Annotated in this window: 24 protein-coding genes and 1 other RNA gene; 11 read left to right on the top strand and 14 right to left on the bottom strand. The window is 51.2% G+C overall.

Annotation, left to right across the window (positions count from 1 at the left end):
• Positions 1–5 precede the first annotated feature (5 nt).
• Positions 6–212: a helix-turn-helix transcriptional regulator gene (locus D4L85_RS17320; protein ID WP_119755482.1), complete on the bottom strand. Its 207-nt coding sequence runs from the start codon at positions 210–212 to the stop codon at positions 6–8.
• Between the two features lie 210 nt (positions 213–422).
• On the opposite strand from D4L85_RS17320, the gene D4L85_RS17315 reads away from it, so the two are divergent.
• A complete protein-coding gene (locus D4L85_RS17315; RefSeq protein ID WP_119755481.1) occupies positions 423–683 on the top strand; it encodes a hypothetical protein in 261 nt (86 codons plus the stop codon).
• 192 nt (positions 684–875) lie between these two features.
• Here D4L85_RS17315 and D4L85_RS17310 read toward each other — a convergent pair whose 3' ends face one another.
• The 4 genes from D4L85_RS17310 to D4L85_RS17295 all read right to left on the bottom strand — a co-directional run bounded on the left by D4L85_RS17310 (position 876) and on the right by D4L85_RS17295 (position 3,443).
• Positions 876–1,532 carry an energy transducer TonB gene (locus tag D4L85_RS17310; RefSeq protein ID WP_119755480.1) on the bottom strand — a complete coding sequence of 219 codons (657 nt, stop codon included), beginning with the start codon at positions 1,530–1,532 and terminating at the stop codon, positions 876–878.
• A gap of 62 nt (positions 1,533–1,594) precedes the next feature.
• Complete coding sequence (locus D4L85_RS17305) at positions 1,595–2,251, bottom strand: energy transducer TonB (protein ID WP_119755479.1); 657 nt, start codon at positions 2,249–2,251, stop codon at positions 1,595–1,597.
• 81 nt (positions 2,252–2,332) lie between these two features.
• Entirely contained in the window at positions 2,333–2,893 is a 561-nt protein-coding gene (locus D4L85_RS17300; RefSeq protein WP_228450931.1) for a cupin domain-containing protein, read from the bottom strand.
• 67 nt (positions 2,894–2,960) lie between these two features.
• Positions 2,961–3,443 (bottom strand): hypothetical protein, encoded by a 483-nt coding sequence (locus D4L85_RS17295; RefSeq protein ID WP_160143801.1) that lies wholly within the window; start codon positions 3,441–3,443, stop codon positions 2,961–2,963.
• A gap of 88 nt (positions 3,444–3,531) precedes the next feature.
• Between D4L85_RS17295 and D4L85_RS17290 the strand changes: the two genes are divergently transcribed.
• Positions 3,532–4,155 carry a TetR/AcrR family transcriptional regulator gene (locus D4L85_RS17290; protein WP_119755476.1) on the top strand — a complete coding sequence of 208 codons (624 nt, stop codon included), beginning with the start codon at positions 3,532–3,534 and terminating at the stop codon, positions 4,153–4,155.
• A gap of 19 nt (positions 4,156–4,174) precedes the next feature.
• On the opposite strand, the gene D4L85_RS17285 is transcribed toward D4L85_RS17290, so the two are convergent.
• From D4L85_RS17285 to D4L85_RS17275, 3 genes are all read right to left on the bottom strand, one after another.
• A complete protein-coding gene (locus D4L85_RS17285) occupies positions 4,175–6,547 on the bottom strand; it encodes an ABC transporter permease (protein WP_119758834.1) in 2,373 nt (790 codons plus the stop codon).
• Between the two features lie 245 nt (positions 6,548–6,792).
• The gene (locus D4L85_RS17280; RefSeq protein WP_119758833.1) at positions 6,793–7,653 is read right to left on the bottom strand and encodes a glycerophosphodiester phosphodiesterase family protein; all 861 of its coding nucleotides are present in this window, start codon (positions 7,651–7,653) and stop codon (positions 6,793–6,795) included.
• Positions 7,654–7,674: 21 nt separating this feature from the next.
• Positions 7,675–10,881, bottom strand: a complete 3,207-nt coding sequence (locus tag D4L85_RS17275) for a TonB-dependent receptor (RefSeq protein ID WP_119755475.1) — start codon at positions 10,879–10,881, stop codon at positions 7,675–7,677.
• Between the two features lie 294 nt (positions 10,882–11,175).
• Between D4L85_RS17275 and D4L85_RS17270 the strand changes: the two genes are divergently transcribed.
• From D4L85_RS17270 to D4L85_RS17250, 5 genes are all read left to right on the top strand, one after another.
• The gene (locus tag D4L85_RS17270; protein ID WP_119755474.1) at positions 11,176–12,396 is read left to right on the top strand and encodes an alpha/beta fold hydrolase; all 1,221 of its coding nucleotides are present in this window, start codon (positions 11,176–11,178) and stop codon (positions 12,394–12,396) included.
• A gap of 63 nt (positions 12,397–12,459) precedes the next feature.
• Positions 12,460–12,804: a hypothetical protein gene (locus D4L85_RS17265; RefSeq protein WP_160143800.1), complete on the top strand. Its 345-nt coding sequence runs from the start codon at positions 12,460–12,462 to the stop codon at positions 12,802–12,804.
• 84 nt (positions 12,805–12,888) lie between these two features.
• On the top strand, positions 12,889–13,227 hold the full coding sequence (locus D4L85_RS17260) for a hypothetical protein (RefSeq protein WP_119755472.1): 339 nt from the start codon (positions 12,889–12,891) through the stop codon (positions 13,225–13,227).
• Positions 13,228–13,234: 7 nt separating this feature from the next.
• On the top strand, positions 13,235–13,666 hold the full coding sequence (locus tag D4L85_RS17255) for a DUF2231 domain-containing protein (RefSeq protein ID WP_119755471.1): 432 nt from the start codon (positions 13,235–13,237) through the stop codon (positions 13,664–13,666).
• A gap of 16 nt (positions 13,667–13,682) precedes the next feature.
• Entirely contained in the window at positions 13,683–14,351 is a 669-nt protein-coding gene (locus D4L85_RS17250) for a sigma-70 family RNA polymerase sigma factor (RefSeq protein ID WP_228450930.1), read from the top strand.
• A gap of 43 nt (positions 14,352–14,394) precedes the next feature.
• Here D4L85_RS17250 and D4L85_RS17245 read toward each other — a convergent pair whose 3' ends face one another.
• Positions 14,395–15,015 (bottom strand): hypothetical protein, encoded by a 621-nt coding sequence (locus tag D4L85_RS17245; protein WP_119755470.1) that lies wholly within the window; start codon positions 15,013–15,015, stop codon positions 14,395–14,397.
• Positions 15,016–15,255: 240 nt separating this feature from the next.
• Here D4L85_RS17245 and rnpB point away from each other — a divergent pair.
• Together rnpB and D4L85_RS17235 are read left to right on the top strand one after the other, a co-directional pair.
• Positions 15,256–15,659, top strand: an RNA gene (gene rnpB, locus D4L85_RS17240) — RNase P RNA component class A.
• 66 nt (positions 15,660–15,725) lie between these two features.
• Positions 15,726–16,877, top strand: coding sequence for a sigma-54-dependent transcriptional regulator (locus D4L85_RS17235; protein ID WP_119755469.1), 1,152 nt, complete (start codon positions 15,726–15,728; stop codon positions 16,875–16,877).
• Positions 16,878–17,423: 546 nt separating this feature from the next.
• Here the strand turns inward: D4L85_RS17235 and D4L85_RS17225 are convergent.
• Genes D4L85_RS17225 through rpoN form a run of 3 tightly spaced genes read right to left on the bottom strand, consistent with a single transcriptional unit; the run spans position 17,424 to position 20,307 of the window.
• Complete coding sequence (locus D4L85_RS17225; RefSeq protein WP_119755467.1) at positions 17,424–18,206, bottom strand: enoyl-CoA hydratase-related protein; 783 nt, start codon at positions 18,204–18,206, stop codon at positions 17,424–17,426.
• Positions 18,207–18,219: 13 nt separating this feature from the next.
• Positions 18,220–18,846, bottom strand: coding sequence for a hypothetical protein (locus D4L85_RS17220; RefSeq protein WP_160143799.1), 627 nt, complete (start codon positions 18,844–18,846; stop codon positions 18,220–18,222).
• Complete coding sequence (gene rpoN, locus D4L85_RS17215; RefSeq protein ID WP_119755465.1) at positions 18,847–20,307, bottom strand: RNA polymerase factor sigma-54; 1,461 nt, start codon at positions 20,305–20,307, stop codon at positions 18,847–18,849. It lies immediately after the preceding gene.
• Positions 20,308–20,480: 173 nt separating this feature from the next.
• Between rpoN and asnS the strand changes: the two genes are divergently transcribed.
• Together asnS and D4L85_RS17205 are read left to right on the top strand one after the other, a co-directional pair.
• The gene (gene asnS / locus D4L85_RS17210; RefSeq protein ID WP_119755464.1) at positions 20,481–21,917 is read left to right on the top strand and encodes an asparagine--tRNA ligase; all 1,437 of its coding nucleotides are present in this window, start codon (positions 20,481–20,483) and stop codon (positions 21,915–21,917) included.
• A 29-nt stretch (positions 21,918–21,946) separates the two neighbouring features.
• Complete coding sequence (locus D4L85_RS17205) at positions 21,947–22,972, top strand: threonine aldolase family protein (protein WP_119755463.1); 1,026 nt, start codon at positions 21,947–21,949, stop codon at positions 22,970–22,972.
• 23 nt (positions 22,973–22,995) lie between these two features.
• On the opposite strand, the gene D4L85_RS17200 is transcribed toward D4L85_RS17205, so the two are convergent.
• Complete coding sequence (locus D4L85_RS17200) at positions 22,996–23,355, bottom strand: T9SS type A sorting domain-containing protein (RefSeq protein WP_119755462.1); 360 nt, start codon at positions 23,353–23,355, stop codon at positions 22,996–22,998.
• 246 nt (positions 23,356–23,601) lie between these two features.
• The gene (locus tag D4L85_RS17195; RefSeq protein ID WP_119755461.1) at positions 23,602–25,107 is read right to left on the bottom strand and encodes an NAD(P)H-hydrate dehydratase; all 1,506 of its coding nucleotides are present in this window, start codon (positions 25,105–25,107) and stop codon (positions 23,602–23,604) included.
• Positions 25,108–25,111 lie beyond the last annotated feature (4 nt).

Raw genomic sequence — 25,111 nt, 5'->3', positions numbered from 1 at the left:
AGTATTTATCTATTGGAAATAATTAGTTCCCGAACATTTACGTTAAGCACATCTGAAATCTCCACCAACGTCTCAAGAGATGGTTGCATTTCATTAGTGCACCAACGTGAAACAGTTGCTGCATTCTTATCTAATTTTTCTGCTAGCCATTTGTTTGTACGCCCTTGTTCCGCAAGTACAACTTTTATTCGATTTATTCCCTTCTTAGCCATTTTTAGCGCGTTTCTCGCAAAGAGATTATAGTATTACGCTAAAAGTATTACTTACTATTTTTAGAGTTTATTATAATAAATAAGCATAAACATAACTTTTTACATCATTTTTTTTAACTTATAGGTATAATACATATAAATTTAAATCACAAATAAATAATCGAGTCTATTTTTTCAACCTAGCCTGCCCTCGGCTTAACCAATAGAGTTATGCCCAAAAAACAAAAAACCACCACTCTCCCCTCTCCTCCAGCCCTCACCCCCGAACTCAAAGACGCTCTCCTCCACTTCTTCCAATGCAACCCACCAAAGAAATTCTCTCGTGGGTTGCGGAATATGGTGGTGGAGTTGATGAGTCACCAAGTGGAGGGGCACCGGGAGTATGTGTTCGAGTTGTTGTTGGGGTTGGAGATGTTTTTTGATGTGCTGGATTTGGCGGAGGATGTGGGGTTTGGGGAGCGGAAAATTTAAACGGGCTTGATCTGATGGGGCCAGGAGAACGGCGGATGGTGTAACGGGTGTTCCCTGCTCGTGGAATGCTGTTCCACCCGGGCAGCGGGGCCAACTTTGAACCGGTGCATTGATCGTTTGTTTGCCTGTTACCCCATCGGGCAATCCCTCCCAGTTTATTCAACTTGTCTACCTACACAGGCTCGGCCAGAGCTAAAGGGACAGCCTGAACGTAATGATCATAAAAATCCTGGCATCCTTGGCTTCGCCATCGATCGTGAGCGGGAACCATTCTTCGTCTATCAATTGGACCACCCGCAAGGCTTCTTCGTCCAGTCCATGCCCGGGTCCTGTTTCTATTTTTTCGTCGATCATGGCGCCCTCTTTGGTGATAGTGGCCGAGATCGTCACGTCCCCCATGTGTCCGCCCTTCCGGGCCTTGGCCGGATAGCGTATCGTGCGCGTGATCGAACGGGCCACCGCAGACATGCCCCCGATCACCACTGGTGGTGTGCCGGATGTGTATTCTTTGCGTTCACCATTTTCCAAAAGCCAGGATTTTGCCAACGGCTTAAAGGGCTTCGAAAAAACAACTTCATGTTTGGTGAAATCTATTTTCTGTTCCAAGTCACCACGACTATCGTAGAACTCCCACACGCCAGCGCGCACGTTGTTTTCATACTGGCCTGTGGACGTGCCATAGGAAGTCGTCTTCGTGTAGGGTCCCTGTTTGGTTTCGAGATGACCTTTCAGTATATAATATTCTTCTTCCACCGGAGGGTCACCCGTCGTGGTGACGACGCGTTCTGTTTCTTGTGCCAGCGACGTGAGGGAGGTTAAAAGGCAAATGGCCAGGAGATAGTTGTGCATAGCAGGATTGGGGATGGCAGGAGATACCCAGAAGGACTAACCTTGAGTGTTCCGCTACCGGGTTAAACAAATTTAAAACCAATTGAAAGCAAGATCTTAGCGTCTTTCGGTTCACCATCGATCCTTAGCGGATACCATTCTTCCTGCAAACTTTGGATGATGCGCAGCGCTTCCTCGTTCAATCCATGGCCGGGTCCTTTTTCCACTTTTTCATCGATCATAACACCCTCTTTGGTGATCGTGGCCGACAGCACGACGTTGCCCATGATGCCGGCCTTCCGGGCTTCGGCTGGATAGCGCAGGGTGTGGGTGATAAATCTGGCATATCGCTCGAAGCCGCCCAGCATGAAGGGCTCGTTGTCGATCTCGCTCAGCAAGCGTTCCTTTCCCTCGCCATTCTCCAGCAGCCAAAATTTCGCTACGAAGGGCTGCGATAAAATGATCTCATGCTTTGTGAAATCTATTTTCTGCACAAGCCTGCCGCGCTCGTCATAAAATTCCCAAACCCCCACTCTGGCATTGTGCTCATAGAGTCCTTTTTCGGATAGACCGAGGTATGTCCTGGTGCAAGGTCCGTGCTTGATGTCCGGCTGATCCCGCAGTACATAGTACACGGTCTTCGTGGGCGGCTCGCTGACTCTTGTTACAACCTTCTTCGTCTCTTGGGCAAACGACAACGCGGACGGGATGAGAAACGCCGCAATAAAAAACTTGTTCATTTTTATCGTGTTATAAAACGGGTCGATTAAATATAACAAAAAATTGCAAAGCGCCGCCAAATCTTTATCAACCCATGAACCTCAATGCCGATTACTTACGGCTTCCGGCGCACCCGCAAACCGGCGATGTTTTCCGGCGAGCTTACCCAGCAGCAGCGTGATGGGAAATATAACCTTCTTCACCAACACCGGAATTTCGATGACATCAAACTCCGTTTTGTATTTCGATTGAAGGTAGGCGCCGTCAAACGCCGAGGGTGCCTTTCCGCCATTGGCTTTCGTGGACCGATAGATCTCGGTGAGAAAGTATTCCATGTTGTAGGCCGGTCTCGCCCACCCCTTGCAGATAAGCATGTCGTCGCCTGCATTCCAAAACCGATGGGCTATGCCGCGCAGGAATGTAACGGTTTCGCCTGGACCATGAAACGTGGGCTCCCGACCGGCAACCTGCGCACCGATCTTGCCTTCGATCACCGTGAGGCTTTCATCTTGCAGGTGGTGAACGTGCATCGGGGGACCTGCACCCGGATGGACACGGTTTTCTATTTCCAGCATGCCGCCTTTTTCGTTATCGTTAAACCGGATGAACGTGATTTGTTCGCCGGAGCCGTTGTCGATGGTGTGGGGGTAGGTATATCTCATAGTCGTAGTAGTCAGTAGCCAGTAGTCAGTAGCCAGTAGTCAGTAGCCAGTAGTCAGTAGCCAGTAGTCAGTAGCCAGTAGTTTTCTTTGATGTTGCAATTAATACCATAAATGCAAGCACGGCGTTCGTGGCACAGAGGGTGCTTCGGAGCCAGTTCATGGTTGACCATTCTTGCCATGCGAGCTGAACGACATTCGCGGTGGTTTCTATCGGGGCGACGAAGAGGATCTCGTTTCGTGGATAGAAATAGCCAAACGTAAATACATCGGCCAGGACGGCAAGGACCAGCGATCCAAGGGCAATATAACGCAGGTTGCCGGACTTCCAGCAGAGGATCACGGTGATCAGGGCCAGCACTTGATTCACGGGGGAAATTATCCGAAAGAAATTGCCGGGATTGGCAACCGTAAAGTAGTGGCGGGCCGCCACTAGTGAGTTGGGGATGTCTGCGCCCCAGTTGGGGGCGTCGACCAGGGAGTTGTAGAGATTGACGAAGAGGATCCCGGCTGCCGTGGCCGCCGAGAGGCCCAATAAAATTGAACGAATCATGGTTTTAGAAGAGTTTTGTGGTGATATTTGGACAATGACCTAATTAACGAGGGTTCTGACAAAAGGTTAGGACATTGACCAAATTTTTATGGAGAGTAAATCGCCAACTGAAAAAAAGATCGTGGAAACCGCGTTGAAAATGTTCAACGAGTCGGGTGTTGAGTATGTGGGCATGCGCGAGCTGGCCGCAGTCTTGAAGATGAGGGTGGGCAATCTCACCTATTACTTCCCCACCAAGGACGACCTGGTGAACCGGCTTTCGCTTGACCTGGCGGAAGAGAACAACCGGACGATCGTTCCCGTGGAGCACGTGACGATAAAAGGTTTTTTTGAAATGCTCCACCAGGTGTTTCGAAACCATATCCGGTATCGCTGCCTCATGCTGAGCTTTGTTCACATCATGGAACGAAACCCTATCGTTGCAAAACGCTATAGCAAGATCCAGTCTACGCGAAACGACACCTGGTCCACCAACATTCAAGCTCTTCAGAAGGGAAAATATATTTCTGCCGACGCCACCGAAGTCAATTTCCTCGTCTCCACCATTGCGTTGATCGCGAGGTTCTGGATCTCGGAGGCGGCTATATCCTTTAAGCAGCAGACCGAGGAGCAACAAATGCAACACTACAGCAAGATGATCGCGCGGATCTTTCTTCCTTTTGCCACGGCTAAGGGAAAGCGGGAGTTGGAAGAGTTACTCTCCCATCACTAATCAAGGGGACCAAACAAATCTATTCCGACCGCAAGCTTTTCACTGGATTTGCCAGCAAGGCTTTTAGCGTTTGAAAACTGATCGTTATCAAGGCGATAACAATAGCCAATAGCCCCGCCAGAATGAAGATCCAGAGCGTGATATCGATTTTGTAGGCGTAGCCACTCAGCCAGCCGTTCATGACATACCAGGCGATCGGTGAGGCCATCACAATGGCAATCGAAATCAAAATGAGCAACTCTTTGGACAATAAATTGAACAATGAGACCAAGGGGGCGCCTAAGATCTTCCGGATTCCAATTTCTTTGGTGCGTTGCTCGGTGGTGAACATGGTCAGCCCCAACAATCCCAGACAGGATATAAAAATGGCCATGAGGGCAAAAGCGTTGGATAATTTTTCTATGACTTGCTCGCTGGCATACAGCTTTTGATATTCCTGATCGGAGAACTGATAGTCGATTGGAAAGTAAGGATTCAATTCCTTCCAGGTCTTCTTTATGCCGGCAATGGCTTCGTTGGTCTTTCCCGGTTCTACCCGGATCATCACCCAACCTCCGTTCATGGCTTCATTCAGGCGAAGCATGAGCGGTTTTATTTCCACATGCAGGGAGTTGATATGAAAATCTTTCACCACGCCGACGATCGTGCCCTTCATGCCCCAAAGCGTTAAGGGCATGCCAATGGGATTTTTATAGTTAAAAAGTTTCAACGCGGTTTCGTTAACAATATATCCCGCGGTGTCGGATTTGATTTCAGGGGAAAAGTCGCGACCCTGTAATAATTCAATCCCCATGGTACGCATGAAGTCATAGCCCACCGCCACCTGGGTAATGTCTATGAAAGCGCTTGGATCTTTTCCCTCCCATGTCACGCCTCCGGTGCCATTGACAATTCGTGTTGGCCGGTTGTCGATGCGGCTTACCAATTTGATGCCCGGAGTGCGCAATAGCTCATCTTTAAACACGTCATACTTTTTTGCAAAAGGTCCGTCGACCGGAACATAGATCAGGTTCTCGCGATCATAACCCAGGTGAACGGATTGGACATAACTCACCTGGCGGTAAACCACGATCGTTCCCACGATGAGCATGATGGATAACATAAATTGAAACACAACCAGGCCTTTCCGAAACCATAACGCCGTGCCTCCAAATTTCAACGTCCCTTTAAAGGCATGAACCGGATTGAAGCCCGATAAATACAGCGCCGGATAACTTCCTGAAATGAAACCGATCAGCAAAACCATAGCGCCCAGCACAATCCAAAACTCTCCTTGATCAAAAGGCAGTTGAATTTGTTTCTGTGTGATGATGTTGAAAACAGGAAGTACGGCAACCACCAGGAGTATGCCCACCACGAATGCAAACGCCGTGATCAATATCGCTTCACCGATAAACTGGCGGATCAACGCTCCCCGAAAAGCGCCGACCACTTTCCGGACGCCAATTTCCTTTCCCCGCTTTATCGAACGGGCTGTGGTCAGATTCATGAAGTTGATGCAGGCAATCAAAATGATGAACACCGCGATGACGCTAAAGAGGTTTACATACTGAATTCTGCCGCCGGCGATCTTGCCATTTTCAAATTCCGAATGGAGATATTGTTCGCTGTATTTTTGCAAACCGAGCTTCGCTTTGAACGTTTCGCTCTGGGCATCGGGATGTCGATCGAGATAATTATGAAGCTTGTCGTTGAGAGCGGAAACGTCGGTTCCCTCCTTCAACACAATAAAGCACAGGGAAGCATTGTTACCCCAACTCCGGGACCATTGCTGCTCGTCCATGAAGGTTTCCCAATTCAGCAAATAATCAAACTTCATGGAAGAATTCGGCGGGAGATCTTCGAATACGGCCGATACTTTCAAATCCGCCTTATTTTCATATCGCAGTGACTGCCCCAGGGCAGCCTCGACCGATCCGAAAAAGATCTCTGCCATCTTCCTCGATAGGGCGATATCGTTTTTTGTCTTTAGCGCGGTTTCCTTTGTTCCGGCCAGCAATGGAAAACTGAAAATTGAAAAGAAATCGGAACTACCATAGTCTCCATCCTGCTTAAAAATTTTCCCGTTGGCTTCAAACGTGCTGGAGGTGGTCCAGGCCATACCGGTTGAATATTCAATTTCGGGGTAAACTTGCTTCAGATCTTCCGCCAAGAGACCCGGTGTGGCATAACTTCCGTTCACGATCCCATCATAGTGCTGTTCCTGGTAAACCATGTATAACCGGCTGTCGTTCGCGTGAAAGGCATCGATACCTTTCTCATCCAAAACCCACAGCACAATGAGCAAGCTGCACGCCATGCCCAGCGCAAGTCCCGAGATATTTATAGCGGAGAAGCTTTTGTCTTTCAGCAAATTTCTCCAGGCGGTGTTGAAGTAATTTCGATAGAGCATAAATAACCGGTTTTGAGTGGGTGAGAGGTGGTTTATAGCAAAATGGCCGGAGAGCTTTATTACCCCCCGGAACACGTAATACTCGCCAAAATTGGAATCGTTACCGGCAATTTCCGGAAATCTTAGGGAAGATAAGAAATTCCAATAGTCCCTAAAAAACAAAACGCGCGATGATATCATCATCGCGCGCCTTTATTTTAATTCCCGAAGACAAGCTTCGAGCAGTTGGGCCTTACTTGGGCTTATCAGAAATAATTGGGATAGTCCGTAATAATGCCGTCTACGCCAAGTTTTACAAGCTGTGCAATCTCTTCTTTCGTGTTTACCGTCCAGGGAATGATCGTCATCTTTTGCTGATGGCAGGCTGTAACCACTTCGGCCGTCACGGTTTTGTAGTACGGGCTGTAGATATCCGGGGTGAAGCCCAGAGTCGTCAGGTTTTCGGTCACCGTCTTGGTATTGCCTGTGAGGTACGACAATTTCACCTTGGGGTACTTCTCGTGAAGGATCTGCAACGGCCGCACGTCGAACGACTGGATGTTATATCTTTTTCCAAGCTTCATCTTATTGCATACGGCCATCACCAGTTCCACAAACTCTTTAGGCTCGGGATGCGCGACGTTGTCGGAAGCGGGCGAACATTTTATCTCGATGTTGTAGTTGGGCAGGGGAAGTTTATGCTTGCGTGCATAGGTGTCCACGGAATCAAGCAATTCTTCAAGCAACGGCTTGTAGGCTTTCATCTTCTTTTGCTCCGGGAAATTTGCCAACGGCCGCAGCCCCACGTCATATTGCCGGATGGTGGCATAAGGCATCTTGAATAAAATGATCTGCTTGGCTTCTTCCGCTGTCACGTCGCTGCCATCGGGTTTGCGCGAGATCTCGGCCGACATGTAGGTGTCGTGCGAGACAACCACCTTTTTATCTTCCGAGATCACCACATCCAGCTCGAGGGTATTGACCCCCAGTTCTAATCCCCTGATCATCGCGGCCACGGTGTTCTCGGGCATCAGCCCGCGGCAACCGCGGTGACCTTGTTTGTCTAACGTTGCCTGCGCCATCAGCATACCGGGGCACAGCAACAAGAGGGAGAGTAATTTTCTCATGACGTAAATCATTGTTAAAGCTTAGAAACTGTAACGAAGTCCCACCTGGAGTTGGTAAGGATTTCCCGAAGGCGTCACCACGCCAGCGGTGTTCACACGGTAGACAAACTTCTGGTTTGCCTTGTCAAAGCCGGCCACGGCGGGTGTTGTTGCCGTGGCAGGAATACCCAAGGCATAGAGTGCTTGCGTACCCAGTGATTTGTTCGTGCCCCAGTCCTTGTTGAGCAGGTTGGCGACGTTAAAAATGTCGCCCGAAATTTCGATGGCTTGGGTCTTGTAGACTTTGAATTTCTTCACCACGCGCAAATCCCATACGCCATAGAAGCCATTCACACCGCCGTTGCGTTCGGCGATCTTGCCGGCGTATTTGTTGATATAGTCTTTCACGCTCTGGCTGGCATTCGGGTTATCCATCAACGCCTGCAGACCGGTCCGGATGTTCTCGGGGGTGGAAGCACCGTTGCGATCAAAGATAAATGCGAGGTCGTTGGTACCCGACACAAAGTCGGCATTGCTGTTGGCACCCGACAACAACGAGTAGCGCGTGCCACCGATACCGGAATAGCGCACGCCGACGCTGATGCCCCAGAACGAAGGCAACGCACCGTACACCACTACTTTGGAACGGAACTGGTTGTCGGAATAGGTCATGGCATTCAGGTTACGGGGATCATCCTTCACCGGCAACGACAGCGTGGCGGTGTTGGCCACGTTACCGTTGAACGACGTATTGTCTTTGGTGTCATTCCACGTATAGCTCACATTGATCACACCATCTTTATAGTATTGATACGTAGCATCGGCCACCACGGCAAACTGATTGATCTTGCCTTCGCTCACCAACTCCAACACGCGACCGAACTTTGTGCTCTTCCGGCCTTGCAGCCAGTCGCCGGCACCGTTGGCCGGCATGGTGTTGAGGGGAACATATACGCCGCGACCACCTTCTTCGCTCAAGGTAAAATACGGGTCATCCACCATGTTGCGATCGACATAGGTATAGTTATGACGACCCAGCGTGGCGTATCCTGTGAGACCCACCTTCAGGTGTTCGGTGATGTAGCGGTTATAGGACACGTTTGCTTTGTAGATCACCGGCACACGCGCATCGGCGCTATTGGTGTTGATGGTGGGCAACTGGAACGCCGCCAGGCTTGGGATGCTGTTGTAGTTGTTTCTGTATGCTGCAAAGTCAGGCGTTGGTAAATTCGGGGCGCGCACGTCGACGGTTGCCAGGTGCTTGCCGTCGAATGTAAGGTTGTTGATCAACATATAGTTGTTGATGTCGGAAGCAAAGATCCCTCCCCCGAGACGGAAGATGTCGGTGTGGTTGTCGTTCACATCCCAGGTGAATTGCAGGCGGGGCTGCACCACAAACGACTTGAGGCGGTTGTCGGTACGGATCTGGAGTTCATCATACAATTCCTGGTTGAGCGGCGACTTTGGATAGAAACCATAGTCAAATCTCAACCCTGCCGTCATGTCTAGGCCGGGTGCCAGGGTGGTCTTCATCTGCGCGTAGGCGCCGGCATTGAAAATATTTCCATTAACACCCCAGTCGTCCATCAGGGGCACTTCGCGATAGTAGCGGTAGGGCTGCAGGGCGTCGAATTTATCCAACGCTGTTTTGCCCGCGGCCGCGTCTACGGTATAGTGGAAACGGCCGTTCACTTCGCTGCCATACACCGAGTGTGCATGCGTATACATCAGGTCTACACCAAAGGTATAGTCAATTTTGTCGGTAGTCACATAGAGGTTGTCGACAACCTGAAACACGTTGTTCTTGAAACTCTCCTGTGCAAAACGGTGGCCGCCCATCTGGATATTGGTCGACCGCGTGGTGCCATCGCTCAACGTCGACACCACACCTTCTACGATGGCGCGGGGGATGTTGGCTTCGGGAAGCTGATCGCCGGGGCTGCTCTTCTGATAGGTATACAGGTGTTGAAATTTCAATTCGTTGGTGACGCGCGAACCAATAGACGTGCGCAACGACGCCAGCAAACTGTTGTCGACGTTGTAGTCATTGCCGTACGACTCATAGATATTGATGGCGGTGTTGTCGGCCAGCCCCAGTTTGTTCCGGTCGCTGGTAAAGTTATCGCGGATGGTCAACAGGTTCTTTTTGTTGAGCTGCCAGTCGATGCGTGCAAACGCAGCATCCGACCCACGCCCTTTGTCGAAGCTACCAACCTGCGGATCCTGCGACACGCCATATTTGGCGCGGGCGATATCGACAAACTGGTTGAGCGTTGCTTGTGTGACGTTAAAACGGTTTTCGTCCACCGGACTCTTGATGTCGGCGATGATCAACGGACGCGTGTCCTGCTGATGATCCCACGCCACAAAGAAATGCAACTTGTCTTTGATGATCGGGCCACCCAGTGAAAAACCAAACTGGTTGGTTGAAAACTTGTTGTTCGTTTTATTGCCCCGAATATCGTAAGGGCTCGACAGCCGGGCGTCACGGCTGTAGAAAAAGGCACTACCACTCAACTGGTTCGTACCCGATTTGGTCACCGCGCTGATAGTACCACCACCGCTCCGGCCATAGGTGACATCGTACTGGTTAGTGACCACCTGAAACTCGCGAACCGCTTCCATGGAAATGGAATACGGCGCACCACTGCGGCTGGTCGTCGACCCGGCCGAAGTCGGGTTCTTGGCATTCATGCCATCGATGGTATAGTTGGTGGACGAGCCCAATTGACCGGCAATATTTCCACCGCGACTCAACGGCGAAAGGTCCATGAGCGATGTAAAGTTTCGTCCGTTCACGGGAAGCTTGGTGATGTCCGTCGCCGAGATGGACGTTGACGCCCCCAGGTTCTCCACCTGGTTGCGCAGGCTCGACGCCACCACCTCCACTTCATCCAACGCCTGATCCGATTCCTGCATGCTGATTCTCACGCGGATGGCATCGCCCTGGTGAAGTACATACCCGGTTTGCTTTTGTTCCGCATAGCCAACGTACGTAACGGTGACGGTATACGGTCCACCCAAGGGCAGCTCCTTGAACAAATACTCGCCGTGAGCATTGGTTAACGTACTGGTGGTGAATCCGGTGGACTCATTCTTGACTTGCACCGAGGCGCCGGGAAGAAAAACATTTTGCTGATCGGCAATGGTGCCCGAAATGGTGGCGTGCGTATTCTGCGCCATCACCCCGCCGACGGGAAAGGCGATGCAGGCGCAGATAAATAAGAAAAGAAAGGAAAATTTCGTCATGAACTTTGGGGGTTAGTGAGTTCAGGCGCGAAATAGGCTTTTCAACGTCACCCCTACGTTACCTCATCATTATTCAATTCGAAATTTCGACAAACGGATTTTCTTTATCACTACGACTTCAGACCCGATAGTTTTCAACTGTACACAGGTTCACTCATCTGAGATCAGTGCCCGGATGCAGACACCCACATCGTTGCACGCATCTGTTACCCATCGGACAATCCTTACCATTTGGATGTTCGTTTGATTATATTTCAGGTATATTAACATCGCTTTTTTAATCCGGGAACGCCTATGCCTGAAAATTTTTTCATACTCCGTGTCCGCAATCCCGGTCGGCTAAGGGTGTTTTCAGGCCGGCCATCCATGCCATCGTTTGTAGTCCTTGCGTTGCTCTTGGTGTGCACAAACCCCCATCCAGGACATTCTCAAAATGTTGATACGCTGGTGGATGTTGGTGGATACAAATTACATTTTAGTATCATCAAGGGTAAGGGCACACCGATTCTGTTTGAGGCCGGTGGAGGGGAAGACGCAACGAACTGGAAAAATATAATTACAAAAATTGCTACGGTTACAAAAACCACTTTGATAACTTATGACCGGGCCGGTTTTGGCAAAAGTTCTTTTGACACTACCAGACATGGCATTCTGAACGGTGTGATCGGGTTGGAGACGGGCCTTCGTAAACTACATTACAGCGGCGACCTTATCCTGGTCGCGCATTCCCAAGGCGGTTTGTATGCGACGCTCTATGCATCCCGGCATGCCGAGAACGTTAAAGCCGCAGTTTTGATCGATGCCACCACAAGTTGTTTTTATGAAGAAAACCGGCTTAACGCCACGCAACGAATTATTGACGCGCAAAAAAACAACTCCAGAAAATCCAATCCGGGTTCCTATTACCAGGGAGCAGACTTTAGTAACAACATTAATTTCGTGCGGAATGTCTCCTTCCCAAAAAATATCCCCGTCATAGATTTTGTGGCTGAATATCCGCCCTTCTCCGAAAAAAAGGATATTGACGACTGGAAAGCTTGCCATAAGGAATTTGCTGCGGCTTCACCCCTTCACACGGGCATTATGGCTTACGGCTGCGGTCATTTCATTTTCGAGGATAACCCTCCCCTTGTTATTCATGCTATTGTCAAAGCTTATGCTACAACACTTGATAAAACCGGCAGCCATGAATTATTAAAACGTGAAGCCGACTATGCCATCGACGCCGCCAATGATCGAAACCGGGAGGAGATGGCCTACAGGCATTCCGCGGATGATCTTAATTCGTGGGGATATCAGTTGATAAAGCAAGGAGACTTGCAGAAAGCCTTGCGGGTATTCAAATTAAATATCGAACTGAACCCGAATACCTGGTATGCCTATGAGGGCTACGGTGAAGCCTTATTGAAAAACGGAGAGAAATCCGAGGCCATAAAAATGTATCAAAAGTCTGTGGAATTGAATCCCACGAACGAAAACGGCAAAAAGAAGCTTGAGCAGATTTTAAAACAATGAATTTTCTTTAAGCAGAAAGGTTCGCTATATTCCTTCTGGATTTAACCTAACCAGACGAAATTTATGCTAGTCGTAGCCCTATTGTTCATCGCTTTTTCCGCCGGCACAGGTTTTACCGTGGCCTATGCTATTTTAACCAAGCGATTCCCCACACCAAAAGTACCGGTCTTTATGCATGGCGTGATGGCCTCGGTGGGTCTCACGTTGTTTATTATCTATGCTTTCAACAATGCCGATAATTTTCCAAAAGCAAGCCTGTATTTCTTCCTCATCACCGCCCTATTGGGATTGTATCTGTTCCGAAACGATCTCTGGAAAAAGAAGCCAGGGCCGGCATTGATCGTCGTCCTCCACGCACTCTGTGCCGTCACAGCCGTGGTGCTTTTGATCTTGTTTGTTTTCTATTGACCGGACCTTAAAAAAAACGGTCGCCCTTTTGTAACCCTTTCCAAAGTCGCCCACTCTATTGGTTCGTAACTAAACCTTACGAACATGCTCTATCTTGCTATTGCTTTATTTGCCGTCGCGGCGGTTTTGGGTCTGACCATTCTGGTAAAATGGCTCACGCATAAAAACGCGCCCCGGGGCGTGGTTTATTCCCACGGTATTGTGGCGGCCACCGCCCTGGTGTTGCTGGCTCTTTTTGCCCTGCAGCATCCCGACCACTTCCCCAAAGTGAGCCTCATCCTGTTTGTGATCGCGGCGCTGGGAGGTTTCTACTTGTTCTTCCAGGACACGATCAAGAAATCCAATCCCGTGGCCATCGCCCTGGTTCATGCCCTGCTGGCCGTGAGCGGCTTTGTGGCGTTGTTGTTGTTTGCTTTTGCCTGACGCCGGCATGAAGATCTTCGGACACCCGGTGCATGTGATGCTCATCCATTTTCCGTCGGCGCTTTTTCCCATGGACCTGGTCTGCTCCATCATTGCCTATGCCTATGGCCTCAACTCGTTTGCCCATGCGTCGTTCTATGCTATGGCCGGCGGCGTTGTCCTAGGAGGTATGGCGATGCTGGCCGGTGGCGCCGACCTGCTGACCGTCTCGAAAGACAAACCTCAGTTGGTGGTTAAGATCTTGATCCACGGCAGCATCAACACTGCCGTGGTGATTGGCTACAGCATTATCGCATTCATGGCCTACAAAAATTATCCAGCGTTGCTCCCCGATTCATTGCTGATAATGGCCTTGAAAGGCGCACTGGTCGCGCTGATGGTCGTGGGCAATTATTTTGGCGGCAACCTGGTTTTGAAAGAGAAGATCGGCGTCGATTAATACGTAAATTCACTTTGTGAAAAATCAAACCGAGCAATATACCGACCTGGAGATCATCGAGAAGATCAAAAACGGAGAGGAGGCGATCTATGAGATGCTGATCCGCCGGTATAATGCTTTTCTTTACAAGATCGGCCGGACCTACCGGTACAATCACCAGGATACGGAGGACCTGATGCAGGAAACCTACGTCAGCGCCTATATGAACCTGGCCAAATTCGAAAACCGGTCGTCGTTCAAGACGTGGCTCACACGCATCATGCTCAACCACTGCTTTCAGAAAAAACAAAAGTTCAGTTTCCAAAACGAGATCACCACCGACACTACCCCACCTACCGCGCCTATGTTTCACCAACCTGCCAACACGGAAAAAAATCTTGTCAACAAGGAGCTCGGCCGGGTATTGGAGAATGCATTGAGCCGGATCGACGAAGACTACCGGATCGTTTTCACCCTCCGCACATTAAACGACCTGAGCGTTGCCGAAACGATGGAAGTGCTCGACTTGTCGGAGAGCAATGTGAAAGTGCGGCTGAACCGGGCAAAGAAAATGCTGCGGTCTGAGATCGAGAAAATGTATTCGCCCGAAGATATTTTTGAATTCAACCTTGTCTATTGCGACGGCATGGTGTCGCGGGTGATGAAGGCACTCGATAGTCTCCGTCATCCCACGCCGCGCCAATGATCTCCTGCATAGTCTTCCGTCTCGGGATTATGCGGGACGCCCCTTACTGATTCATCATGATGAATTGGAAGCTTATCCCGATAACTTCGTTGCGACCCGGCGCCGTACTCTCCCCATAGCTTATCAGGATAAGATTCCGGGCGTCGCTATTTTTTTTACCAAAGCTAATGCCCGCCTGGCACCGAATGCCGCCAATGTCTATGCTTCTTTCACCAGAGTTTTCGGCGTACAAATACGCCACGCCGGCACCCACCACAAAACCCACACTTGAGTTTTGATTGTTGCCGGCGGCCGATCCGATATTCAGATCGACCATGGCAGGGAAGTCAACATCAAAGAAAACATTGTTCCGCAACCAACCCACCGTGATTGGAAAACTGAGTGTGAGTGCGGCATCTCTATTTTGCAACAACCTGATTCCGGGCGCGACGGTCACCCCCGGCGCATACAACGTGTGATTTTGCCTAGGAGTATAGGGAAAGAACAAACTCACTCCTGCCCGGACATAGAATAAGGATCGCTTCCCAAGGGAAGGCTGCGCAACCGGGGCCGACGAAGTGGTTATCGTTGTGTCGGGCAAGGGCGGCGAAACAGGAATGTGCTGGGCCCACAACGCCGGACATAGGTTTATGCAGGTGAAAATGATGAGGACGTGCTTTTTCATGGCATGCAGGAAGATGAAAGGAGATACTGTTGCCAAGCTCACCGTTGGGCTATTGGTTGACCTAAGAAAGATCCAGGATCTCCGCGATAAATGCAAGGCTGGGTTGGGGTGCGTCTGCGCCCGTGCATAGTCCTCGGGGACTGTGCCGGTTTTAGTCAGCATAAGTCCCTGAGGCGAGACTATGCTGCCGGCGGTGATCCCTCCGCTATGAGATAATCCCCGGATGCCCTACCTTTACCTCCAACAAGCCGCCTTATCGCCTCCGAGCTTGCTGGGGGGAGGAAAGTCCGGGCAACACAGGGTAGCGTACTTCCTAACGGGAAGGGGCTTCGGGCAACCGGGGTCACAGACAGTGCCACAGAAAACAAACTACCCTTCCCGACTTGTCGGGAGGGGAAAAGGTGAAAAGGTGAGGTAAGAGCTCACCGGCCGGCTGGCGACAGACGGTGCAGGGTAAACCTTACGCGTTGAAAGGTCAAATAGGCCATGGTTGGAATTGCCCGTTCCTTCGTGCGGCGCAAGCCGTATGTAACCGTGGCGGGTAGACTGATTGATCATGACGGCGACGCCATGACCAGATAAATGATAAGGGTCCCCGACAGTTGTCGGGGAAACAGAACCCGGCTTACAGGCTTGCTATTTTTAAAACCTGCCCGTTTCAAAAAAGCGGGCAGGTTTTCTATTTTTAACCCCTCAACACCGAAGCGAACATGTCGAAAATCCTCATCATTGAAGACGACCAGAAAATACGGGCCATCCTGAAAGAGATCCTCGAAGAAAAAGACCACGACGTAGAAGAAGCCGGCGACGGCCAGGAGGGCTACAAAAAACTGGAACAAGGCCAGTTCGACCTCTGCATCTGCGACATCAAAATGCCCAAAATGGACGGGCTCGAAGTGCTGGAAAAAGCCAAGGAAAACGGCATCGGCGCCAACTTCATCGTCATCTCCGCCCACGGCACCATCGACGTGGCGGTAGAAGCGGTGAAAAAAGGTGCTTTCGACTTTCTGCAAAAACCCTTTGACCTGGGGCGCCTGGAGATCACGCTGCGCAACGCGCTGGACAAATCGTCGCTGGTGAAGGAAACTAAAACATTGAAGAAGAAGATCTCGCGACGCTTCGAGATGATCGGCGAGTCGGCACCGATCGCTCACGTGAAGGAAATGATCGAAAAAGTAGCGCAGACCGATGCGCGGGTTTTGGTGACAGGACCGAATGGCTCGGGCAAAGAGCTGGTGTCGCGGTGGATCCATGAGAAAAGCAAGCGGGCCAACGGGCCGCTGGTGGAAGTGAACTGTGCAGCCATTCCTTCCGAGCTTATCGAGAGCGAGTTGTTTGGTCATGAGAAAGGTTCGTTCACGTCGGCCATCAAACAAAGGCTTGGCAAATTCGAACTCGCTGAAGGAGGCACCCTCTTTCTCGACGAGATTGGCGACATGAGTTTATCGGCGCAAGCTAAAGTGCTGCGTGCCTTACAGGAAAATAAGATCACCCGTGTTGGTGGCGACAAGGAGATCAGTGTGAACGTGCGCGTCATCGCTGCGACGAACAAAGACCTTCGCAAAGAGATTGACGCCAATCATTTCCGCGAAGACCTTTACCATCGCCTCAGTGTGATCGTGATTAAAGTACCCGCCCTCAACGATCGCAAGGATGACATCGGCCTACTCTCCGACAAATTTCTGGATGACATTGCCGAAGAATACGGTGCCCGGAGAAAAAGCTTGCAGCCAGCAGCGCTGGAGAAATTAAAAGAACACAATTGGACTGGGAATATTCGCGAGCTGCGAAATGTGATTGAACGGCTTGTGATCATGAGCGGCGAAGAGATTACGGCCGCAGATGTAGCGAAGTATCTTTGAGATTTATTGCTCTTGCCTTTTAGAAATTTGCATAATGCAGGGCTCGTTGAATTTCTTCGGTCCGCGTGTGCACGCCGTTAATTCAACCAAACCACATATCTTCCCTTCGTAAGCATGGCACAAGACTGGATCCCGCCATCCCCTATTAACAAATAGATGGTATCCGATTTAACGTCACCGTTAAAGATCAGTCTATAAATCTCTCTTTCGGTTAATGATTCACCAAAGTCCAATGCGGTATCGCCAGGTCTCACCTCCTCCGCACGCAAACTTTCTCCAGCATCTATTCTTGTCTTGCATTCAAAAGATAAATGCGTCAGGATATTGCATCTCTCAACCGGGCTCCGAACGCTTTCGTCGACAAAGGGCTGACGACAAACCTCATCTAGTCCCGACGACTTTCGAACATAGTTGACGTAATTATTCAAGTGCTCAATTTTGCTGTTCTTCAGCTGACACGACCCTATCGTCATGACTAAAATGAACACGAGCGCATGATTACCTCCAAGCCTCATTATCGTTGACCTTACCTTAATCGCTAAAATCTTACTGCCCGATAAAAACAGGTTTCCTCTTTTCAATAAACGCTTTCACACCTTCCTTGTGATCGACACTGCCCCCGGCAATCTCCTGGCAATACGATTCATACGTGAGCATATCCTCCAGCGACGCCGTGGCGGACTTGTTCAACATTTTTTTAATAAGACCGATGGCCTTGGTAGGAGCATTCGCATAATATTGCGCATAGCCCTTCACAGCGTCAGCCAGTTCGGCAGCTGGAACAGCCTTATTGATCAACCCCATGGCCAGCGCTTCCTTGGCCGACACACGCGATCCCATACTACACAATTCAAACGCCTTGGCCATGCCTACAAGCCTTGGCAAGAAGAACGACGATCCCGAATCCGGCACAAGTCCAATTTGTACGAACACCTCAATCAGTACCGCCTCCTCCGACGCCACGATCACATCGCACGCCAACGCCAGTGAGCAACCTGCTCCCGCAGCGACACCATTCAGCTGACAAATGATCGGCTTGGGCAATTGCCGCATGGCGCGGATGATCGGGTTGTAGCGCTTCTCTAACGACTCTTTAAAAGACCGATCCGGCTGCGCTGCCGAGGCTTTCAAATCCTGCCCGGAACAAAACGCTTTGCCCTCCCCTGCCAACACGACCACTCTCACGTTTTGATCTTTGTTCACTACTTTAAAAGCATCCTGCAGCTCGAACGTGATCTCGTCGTTCAAAGCATTGTAGACTTCGGGGCGGTTCAGTGTAATGGTGGCAATGCCGCCTTCCAGCGTGTAGCGGATAAATTTATAGTCCATAAAAAGAAATTTATCAAAACAAGAGCACGATGCTTCCGAAGCCGGTCACGAGACCCAGGATGCTTCCGATCATCACTTCGCGCGGCGTGTGCGCGTTCAATTGCAACCGCGAGGTCATCACCACACCGGCAATGACGATGCTGGCCAGCATGGGATAGAACAAGGTGCCATCTTCGACTACTTTATTTAACGGCAACAAAATACCCACGATCCCCCAAGCCCCGATGCTGTGCACGCTCACTTTGTAGAACAGGGTGACCACGGCGCCCACTACCACAAGTACGTCGATGATGATCAAGAATTTCAACAGATTGTCGTGAATACCGATGCGTGTGCGTGAGTAAAACAGATAGGTGATGGCGCAGTACAGGAGCGACATGAACAAGAACGGAACCACGCGGTCTCTCCGGTCTTCCATGGCTACGGATTTAACATAGCCCAGCATCTTGAACAAACCGATGTTGAGCGCGGGCAACAAAAAGGTGACGCAGAAAATGAGGAGTACAAATTTGAAATGGCCATCTTCTTTCAAAGGCGAAAAGGCCTGGGGCAGCGTGAAGGCAAACAACCCAAACAGGTAGGTTGCCAGCAACAACGGATGGAAGAGAAACGAGACAATACGCGCTACGCCATTCACCACTTACATCTCCTTTCTTAACCGGGCCACGGGTATGTTCAGTTGCTCGCGGTACTTGGCCACGGTGCGGCGCGCAATGTTGTAGCCTTTCTCGTTGAGGATGGTCTCCAGCTTGTCGTCGGAGAACGGCTTGTCTTTGTCTTCGCTTTCGATGATGTCTTTGATGATCTGTTTCACTTCGCGGCTGCTCACTTCCTCGCCCGAGTCGGTGGTGATGCCCTCGGAGAAGAAGTACTTCAGCGGGAAGATGCCAAACTCGGTTTGAATGGCTTTGCTGCTGGCCACGCGCGACACGGTGGAGATGTCCATGTTGATCATGCCCGCAATGTCTTTCAGGATCATGGGCTTCAGCTTCGTTTCGTCGCCTTCGAGGAAGAAGTCGTATTGAAAGTCGATGATAGCCTTCATGGTGCGCAGCAAGGTTTGCTGGCGTTGTTTGATGGCGTCGATGAACCACTTGGCGGCGTCCAGCTTTTGTTTCACAAACGTGACGGCTTCCTTCAGCTTCTTGTCTTTCTTATTGCTCTTGTCATAGGCCTTGAACATGTCGGTATACGACCGGCTGATGCGCAGCTCGGGGGCATTGCGGCTGTTCAGCGTCAGTTCGAGCTTGCCGTTGTTGTTGGTGAGGATATAGTCGGGGATGATGTATTGGTTCTTCACCACGGAGTTGGTGCTCTCCCCGCCCGGTTTGGGATTCAGTTTTACGATCAGCTCCATGGCGTCGCGCACGAAGTCTTCGTCTTCGGTGTCGAGCTTTTTCTGGATCTTCTGATAATGTTTTTTGGTGAACTCTTCGTAGCACTCGGCGATGATCTTCTTGGCCACGGCCACGTCGATATCGTGTCCGTTGTCCATGCGTTCCAGTTGCAGCAGCAGGCATTCCTGCAGGTTGCGCGCGCCAATGCCGGGGGGATCGAAGGTTTGGATCTTTTTCAGTACCGTCTCCACTTCATCGGCCGTGGTCTCGATGCCTTGCGAGAAGGCCATGTCGTTCACGATGGCGTCGAGGTCGCGGCGGATGTAGCCGTCGCTTTCGATGCTGCCGATGAGTTGTTTGCCGATGTTGTATTGGCGCTCATCCAAACCCAGGAAATCGAGCTGGCTCATGAGCTGCTCGTGGAGGGAGGATGACATGGGGATGGGCATTTCGCGATTGTCTTCATCGTCGTCGCCATCGCCTTGCATTTTGTAGCCGCTGTAGTCGTCGTCGCCCAGATAATCTTTGATGTCGACGTCGTCGCTGGTGGAAGCCGGTTCGGGGATATCTTCCGTTTCCGTTTCGTTGCTGGGTTCTTCTGTCTTCTCTTGTTCCTCGCCTTCTTCCAGCGCAGGGTTGATCTCAAGCTCCTCCTCGATCCTTCCTTCAAGCTCAGCGGTAGGCACCTGCAGCAGTTTGATAAACTGGATCTGCTGCGGTGACAGTTTTTGTTGTAATGACTGGTTTAACCCAAGCTTTTGCATGAATAGAAATTCCTTTTGTCGTTAGCGTTTAAGAACAGGTACAAAGTTAGAAAAATACTCCACAGTCAGGCGAATGTCGTGCCAGAGTTTCCGACGAACGGAAGTCTATGAAAATCAATCGTTTTTTCGTTTTTTTGCAACCCTTTACATAACGTCTTACTATACTTTTCCCCATGAAGCGCATCAAGATCAAGGAATTACTGGCCACGGCCCCCACCGGCCAACCGGTGGCGGTACACGGGTGGGTCCGCAGTTTTCGCAACAGTCAGTTCATCAGCATAAACGATGGATCGACCCTCCAAAACCTGCAAGCCGTGGTAGAGCTCAATGCGCTGGGCGAAGACACCCTGAAACGCATCACCACGGGCGCCTGCATTTCCGTTTCCGGCGACCTGGTGGCCTCCCTGGGCAAAGGACAGGCCGTGGAAGTGAAGGTGAAAAGCCTTGAAATTCTCGGCGACTGTGACCCGGAGGCGTATCCCCTGCAATTAAAGAACCGCCCAAGCCTGGAATATTTGCGCGAGATCGCCCATTTGCGGTCGCGCACCAACACGTTCAGCGCCGTTATGCGGGTGCGCCATGCCATGGCGTTTGCCGTTCATAAATTTTTTAACGACCGCGGCTTCTACTATATCCATACCCCGGTCATTACCGGTTCGGATGCCGAAGGCGCCGGCGCCATGTTCCGCGTCACCACCCTGGACCCGGCCAAGCCCCCGTTGGACGACAAGGGCCACATCGACTATAAAGAAGATTTCTTTGGACGCGAAACCAACCTCACGGTTTCCGGCCAGCTGGAAGGCGAGACCTATGCGCTGGCCTTGGGTGAGATCTACACCTTCGGCCCTACGTTCCGCGCCGAGAACTCCAACACCACACGCCACCTGGCCGAGTTCTGGATGATCGAACCCGAAATGGCGTTCTACGACATCCAGGACAACATGCAACTGGCCCAGGACTTCCTCCAATTCCTGACGCGCTATGCGCTGGACCACTGCGCCGAAGACCTGGAGTTCCTGAACAAACGCGCCCTGGAAGAAGACCAGGCCAAACCTCAGGAACAACGCAGCGAACTGACGCTGATCGATCGTCTGAAATTTGTGGCGGAAAACGATTTCCAACGGTTATCCTACACCGAGGCCATCGACATCCTGCGCAACAGTAACCCCAACAAGAAAAAGAAATTTCAATTTCTCATCGACGAATGGGGCACCGACCTCCAGTCGGAGCACGAGCGCTACCTGGTGGAGAAACATTTCAAAAAGCCCGTCATTCTTTACAACTACCCGGCTAACATCAAATCGTTCTACATGCGCCAGAACGAGGACGGCAAGACCGTTGCGGCCATGGACGTTTTGTTCCCCGGCATTGGCGAGATCATCGGCGGCTCGCAACGCGAAGAGCGCTACGACCGGCTGGTAAAACGCGTGAACGAATTGGGGTTGCCCGAAAAAGACTTGTGGTGGTACCTGGAGTTGCGCAAATATGGTTCGGCACCCCACAGCGGATTTGGGTTGGGCTTCGAGCGCCTTATCCTGTTTGTGACGGGCATGACCAACATCCGCGACGTGATCCCCTTCCCGCGCTACCCCGGCAACGCTGAATTTTAATTTTTCTGGAACGCAATCCCTAGGAACACATGAACCCTACTTTCGCCAGCGACAACTATTCGGGCGTTCACCCGGAAATTATGGACGCCTTGCAACGCGCCAACCCCGGTCATGTGGGATCGTATGGCGCCGACCCGCTCACGGCGGAGGCCACCAAAAAATTCAAGACGTTACTGGGCGAAGATATCGAGGTGTTCTTTGCCTACAACGGCACCGGCGCCAACGTGCTGGGGCTAAGCGCCATGACACGCTCGTTCGATTCGATCATCTGCTCCGACCTCGCCCACATCAACGTGGACGAGTCCACCGCACCGGAACGGTTCACGGGCTGCAAGCTGGTGACCATCCCCACCCGGGATGGCAAGATCTATCCGCACGAGATCGAAGAAAAGATCCAACGCGTCGACGACCAGCACCATCCGCAGGTGCGCGTCATTTCCATTTCGCAAACCACGGAATATGGCACCGTCTATTCCATCGACGAGCTGAAAGCGATATCGGCAGTAGCAAAAAAACACAATCTGCTTTTCCACATGGATGGCTCGCGCATCTCCAACGCCGCCGTGAGCCTGCAAGCCGAGTTCAGGGCGTTTACCCGCGATGCCGGGGTGGACGTGCTTTCGTTTGGAGGAACAAAAAACGGGATGATGTTCGGTGAGGCCGTAGTGTTCTTCAACACGGAATTGGCTAAGAATTTTAAATACATCCGCAAGCAAGGCATGCAACTGCACTCGAAGATGCGCTTCATCAGCGCACAATTCGACGCGCTGCTCACGAATGATCTGTGGCGCCGGAATGCCAGTCACTCCAACGGCATGGCTAAATTGTTGGAGGCCGAAATACGTCAATCGCCAAAAGCAAAGATCACCCAGAAGGTAGACGCCAACGGCATCTTTGTGATCCTTCCCCAGGAGATCATCCCCGCGCTGCAAGAAGAGCATTTCTTCTATGTGTGGAATGACAAATTATCGGAAGCACGATTGATGTGCTCCTTCGATACCACGGAGGCAGACGTTCGGAGCTTTGGTAAAAAATTACGGGAATTGTTGAAGTAGCCGGACCGGTTTACTTCAGTTGCTTAGCGTTTCAGGAATTTATACGTGCCTTGCAATTTGGCGTGATCATCTTTCAACGCCAGCAGGTAGTAGCCGGTATCAAGATCTTTCACTTTGATCCGGATCTCGTGTTCGTCGATCAATTCGGACTCGAACGGCATTTGGTTGCCGATGATATTGTGAAGACTAACCTTTACTTCGTTGAAATTCACATTTTCCAACCGCACGTGGACGTAGTCCATTGCCGGATTGGGAAAGATCTGGATGTTTTTGGCAATTTCCTGGCGTTCCTGGACGGGACCGCCATCGAAACTGGCTTGGGCATGCCCAAAAAAGGAGCCCACCAGCAGGGAGAGTACGATGAAGGCGGTAAAAACGCGCATTTGCTTTATTTATTTCTTATGTATACGACAATTTTCGGACCAAAGTTACCCGCGCAACGGGACGATCTTCGGTTTATTATGCTTTAGATGCAGAAGGGTGGGGAAAAGTTTAAATTCTGCGATAAAAAAGTTTTGCAAACGATTTTCTAAAACCGCAAAGACGCTGAGGCGCAGGGAAAGGCGCAAAGGGCTTTTGTCGAAACTTTTCTTTGACGACAAACACAGCATCCTCTGCGACTTCGCGGTTTATCCCCCCAATCGCGCGAACGCCCCACTGAGAAATTCGACAATGTCGCTGGCAATGAGGCTGTCCATGCCCTTCTCCCACGCGCCCAGGTCACCTGCAAAACCATGCAGGTACACGCCGAGCAACGCTCCCTCTAAAGTATCATACCGCTGCGCCAAAAGCCCGGTTAATATACCAGTGAGCACATCTCCGCTACCACCGGTCGCCATTCCGGGATTACCTGTGGGATTAAAATATACTTTTCCGTCGGGTGCGGCGATGGAAGTGTACGCCCCCTTGAGCACCACAACCGATTGCAACTGCCCCGCCAGCTGTTTTTGCTTCTCCAATCGCTCGAAATCATTTTGCCAGGGGCCTACCAGGCGTTCGAATTCTTTAGGATGTGGGGTGAGGATGCTTCCCTTCGGAACGAGGTGAAGCAGTTCGCGATTTTCGCCGAGTATGTTCAGCGCATCGGCGTCGATGACCATGGGGTGTGGAAAATTTTCCAACAATTTGTGGAAAGCCTTCACCGTTTCGGGCGCCTTGCCCAACCCAGGGCCTATGCCGATGGTGGTGTAACGTTCGGGCTGCACTTCGCCGGCGAACACAGACGCGTGCCCGTCGATGCTGAGCATGGCCTCGGGAACGGCCGTCTGAACAATGGAGATCCCCGCCTGGGGCGTGTGCACCGTGAGCAACCCCACCCCCGAACGAAGCGTGGCGCGCGCCGACAAAACCGCAGCACCCATTTTTCCCAGCGAGCCGGCCACGAGCAGGGCATGACCATAACTGCCCTTGTGATCGAACTTCGAGCGCCGTCTCAGCAGGCTGCGTGCGGTGTTACGGTCCATAAAGAAATGGGACGTCAGCGCCTGGCGGATGAACGCCTTGTTTAAACCAATGTCCACCACGGCCCACTCGCCAACGTACTGGAACGACGACGGGAAGAAAAACGCCAGCTTGGGCAGTTGGAATGAAACGGTATAGCGCGCTTCCACGGAAGGGCCGGTGGTAGGCTCGTCGGCCATGAAGCCCGAGGGGAGGTCAACGGCTACGCGTGTTCCCCTGGCGGTGTTCATGCAGGCGATGACCTTGGCGTAGATGCCCTCGACGGGACGCGACAGGCCTGTACCGAATAGCGCATCGATCAGGAAGTCTTCATCAGAAAAGATAGAACATTCCGGCGCCGCGGTGATCTCATCGATCTGCACGCCACCCAAATGCTTTAGCCGGTCGAGGTTGATTTTGTAGTCAATGGATTCGGGAGCACCGCCCTTTACCAACCAGACGCGCACGGGGTAGCCCCATTCCTTCAACAGGCGCGCGATGCCCAGGCCATCGCCACCGTTGTTGCCGGTGCCGCAGACGATGCCCACGGTGAAGCTGTTGTTGAAGCGCTCGGTGAACCACGCCACAAAAGCGCGGCAGGCACGCTCCATCAAATCGATGGAAACGATGGGTTCGTGCGCAATGGTATAGGCATCCAAGGCCTTGATCTGTGAGGCGGTTAGGATCGGTTGCATGGAG

Source organism: Chryseolinea soli (assembly GCF_003589925.1).
In the GTDB taxonomy this organism is placed as follows: domain Bacteria; phylum Bacteroidota; class Bacteroidia; order Cytophagales; family Cyclobacteriaceae; genus Chryseolinea; species Chryseolinea soli.
This window is presented reverse-complemented; position numbering and strand designations above follow the sequence as displayed.

What these genes read in the sequence shown, in the direction of transcription:
- D4L85_RS17195 (WP_119755461.1), bottom strand. Translation starts at nt 25,107, where the DNA reads ATGCAACCGATCCTAACCGCCTCACAGATCAAGGCCTTGGATGCCTAT.
- D4L85_RS17205 (WP_119755463.1), top strand. Translation starts at nt 21,947, where the DNA reads ATGAACCCTACTTTCGCCAGCGACAACTATTCGGGCGTTCACCCGGAA.
- D4L85_RS17200 (WP_119755462.1), bottom strand. Translation starts at nt 23,355, where the DNA reads ATGCGCGTTTTTACCGCCTTCATCGTACTCTCCCTGCTGGTGGGCTCC.
- D4L85_RS17275 (WP_119755475.1), bottom strand. Translation starts at nt 10,881, where the DNA reads ATGACGAAATTTTCCTTTCTTTTCTTATTTATCTGCGCCTGCATCGCC.
- D4L85_RS17255 (WP_119755471.1), top strand. Translation starts at nt 13,235, where the DNA reads ATGAAGATCTTCGGACACCCGGTGCATGTGATGCTCATCCATTTTCCG.
- D4L85_RS17265 (WP_160143800.1), top strand. Translation starts at nt 12,460, where the DNA reads ATGCTAGTCGTAGCCCTATTGTTCATCGCTTTTTCCGCCGGCACAGGT.
- D4L85_RS17225 (WP_119755467.1), bottom strand. Translation starts at nt 18,206, where the DNA reads ATGGACTATAAATTTATCCGCTACACGCTGGAAGGCGGCATTGCCACC.
- D4L85_RS17235 (WP_119755469.1), top strand. Translation starts at nt 15,726, where the DNA reads ATGTCGAAAATCCTCATCATTGAAGACGACCAGAAAATACGGGCCATC.
- asnS (WP_119755464.1), top strand. Translation starts at nt 20,481, where the DNA reads ATGAAGCGCATCAAGATCAAGGAATTACTGGCCACGGCCCCCACCGGC.
- D4L85_RS17260 (WP_119755472.1), top strand. Translation starts at nt 12,889, where the DNA reads ATGCTCTATCTTGCTATTGCTTTATTTGCCGTCGCGGCGGTTTTGGGT.
- D4L85_RS17320 (WP_119755482.1), bottom strand. Translation starts at nt 212, where the DNA reads ATGGCTAAGAAGGGAATAAATCGAATAAAAGTTGTACTTGCGGAACAA.
- D4L85_RS17285 (WP_119758834.1), bottom strand. Translation starts at nt 6,547, where the DNA reads ATGCTCTATCGAAATTACTTCAACACCGCCTGGAGAAATTTGCTGAAA.
- D4L85_RS17310 (WP_119755480.1), bottom strand. Translation starts at nt 1,532, where the DNA reads ATGCACAACTATCTCCTGGCCATTTGCCTTTTAACCTCCCTCACGTCG.
- rpoN (WP_119755465.1), bottom strand. Translation starts at nt 20,307, where the DNA reads ATGCAAAAGCTTGGGTTAAACCAGTCATTACAACAAAAACTGTCACCG.
- D4L85_RS17280 (WP_119758833.1), bottom strand. Translation starts at nt 7,653, where the DNA reads ATGAGAAAATTACTCTCCCTCTTGTTGCTGTGCCCCGGTATGCTGATG.
- D4L85_RS17290 (WP_119755476.1), top strand. Translation starts at nt 3,532, where the DNA reads ATGGAGAGTAAATCGCCAACTGAAAAAAAGATCGTGGAAACCGCGTTG.
- D4L85_RS17270 (WP_119755474.1), top strand. Translation starts at nt 11,176, where the DNA reads ATGCCTGAAAATTTTTTCATACTCCGTGTCCGCAATCCCGGTCGGCTA.
- D4L85_RS17245 (WP_119755470.1), bottom strand. Translation starts at nt 15,015, where the DNA reads ATGAAAAAGCACGTCCTCATCATTTTCACCTGCATAAACCTATGTCCG.
- D4L85_RS17305 (WP_119755479.1), bottom strand. Translation starts at nt 2,251, where the DNA reads ATGAACAAGTTTTTTATTGCGGCGTTTCTCATCCCGTCCGCGTTGTCG.
- D4L85_RS17295 (WP_160143801.1), bottom strand. Translation starts at nt 3,443, where the DNA reads ATGATTCGTTCAATTTTATTGGGCCTCTCGGCGGCCACGGCAGCCGGG.
- D4L85_RS17300 (WP_228450931.1), bottom strand. Translation starts at nt 2,893, where the DNA reads ATGAGATATACCTACCCCCACACCATCGACAACGGCTCCGGCGAACAA.
- D4L85_RS17315 (WP_119755481.1), top strand. Translation starts at nt 423, where the DNA reads ATGCCCAAAAAACAAAAAACCACCACTCTCCCCTCTCCTCCAGCCCTC.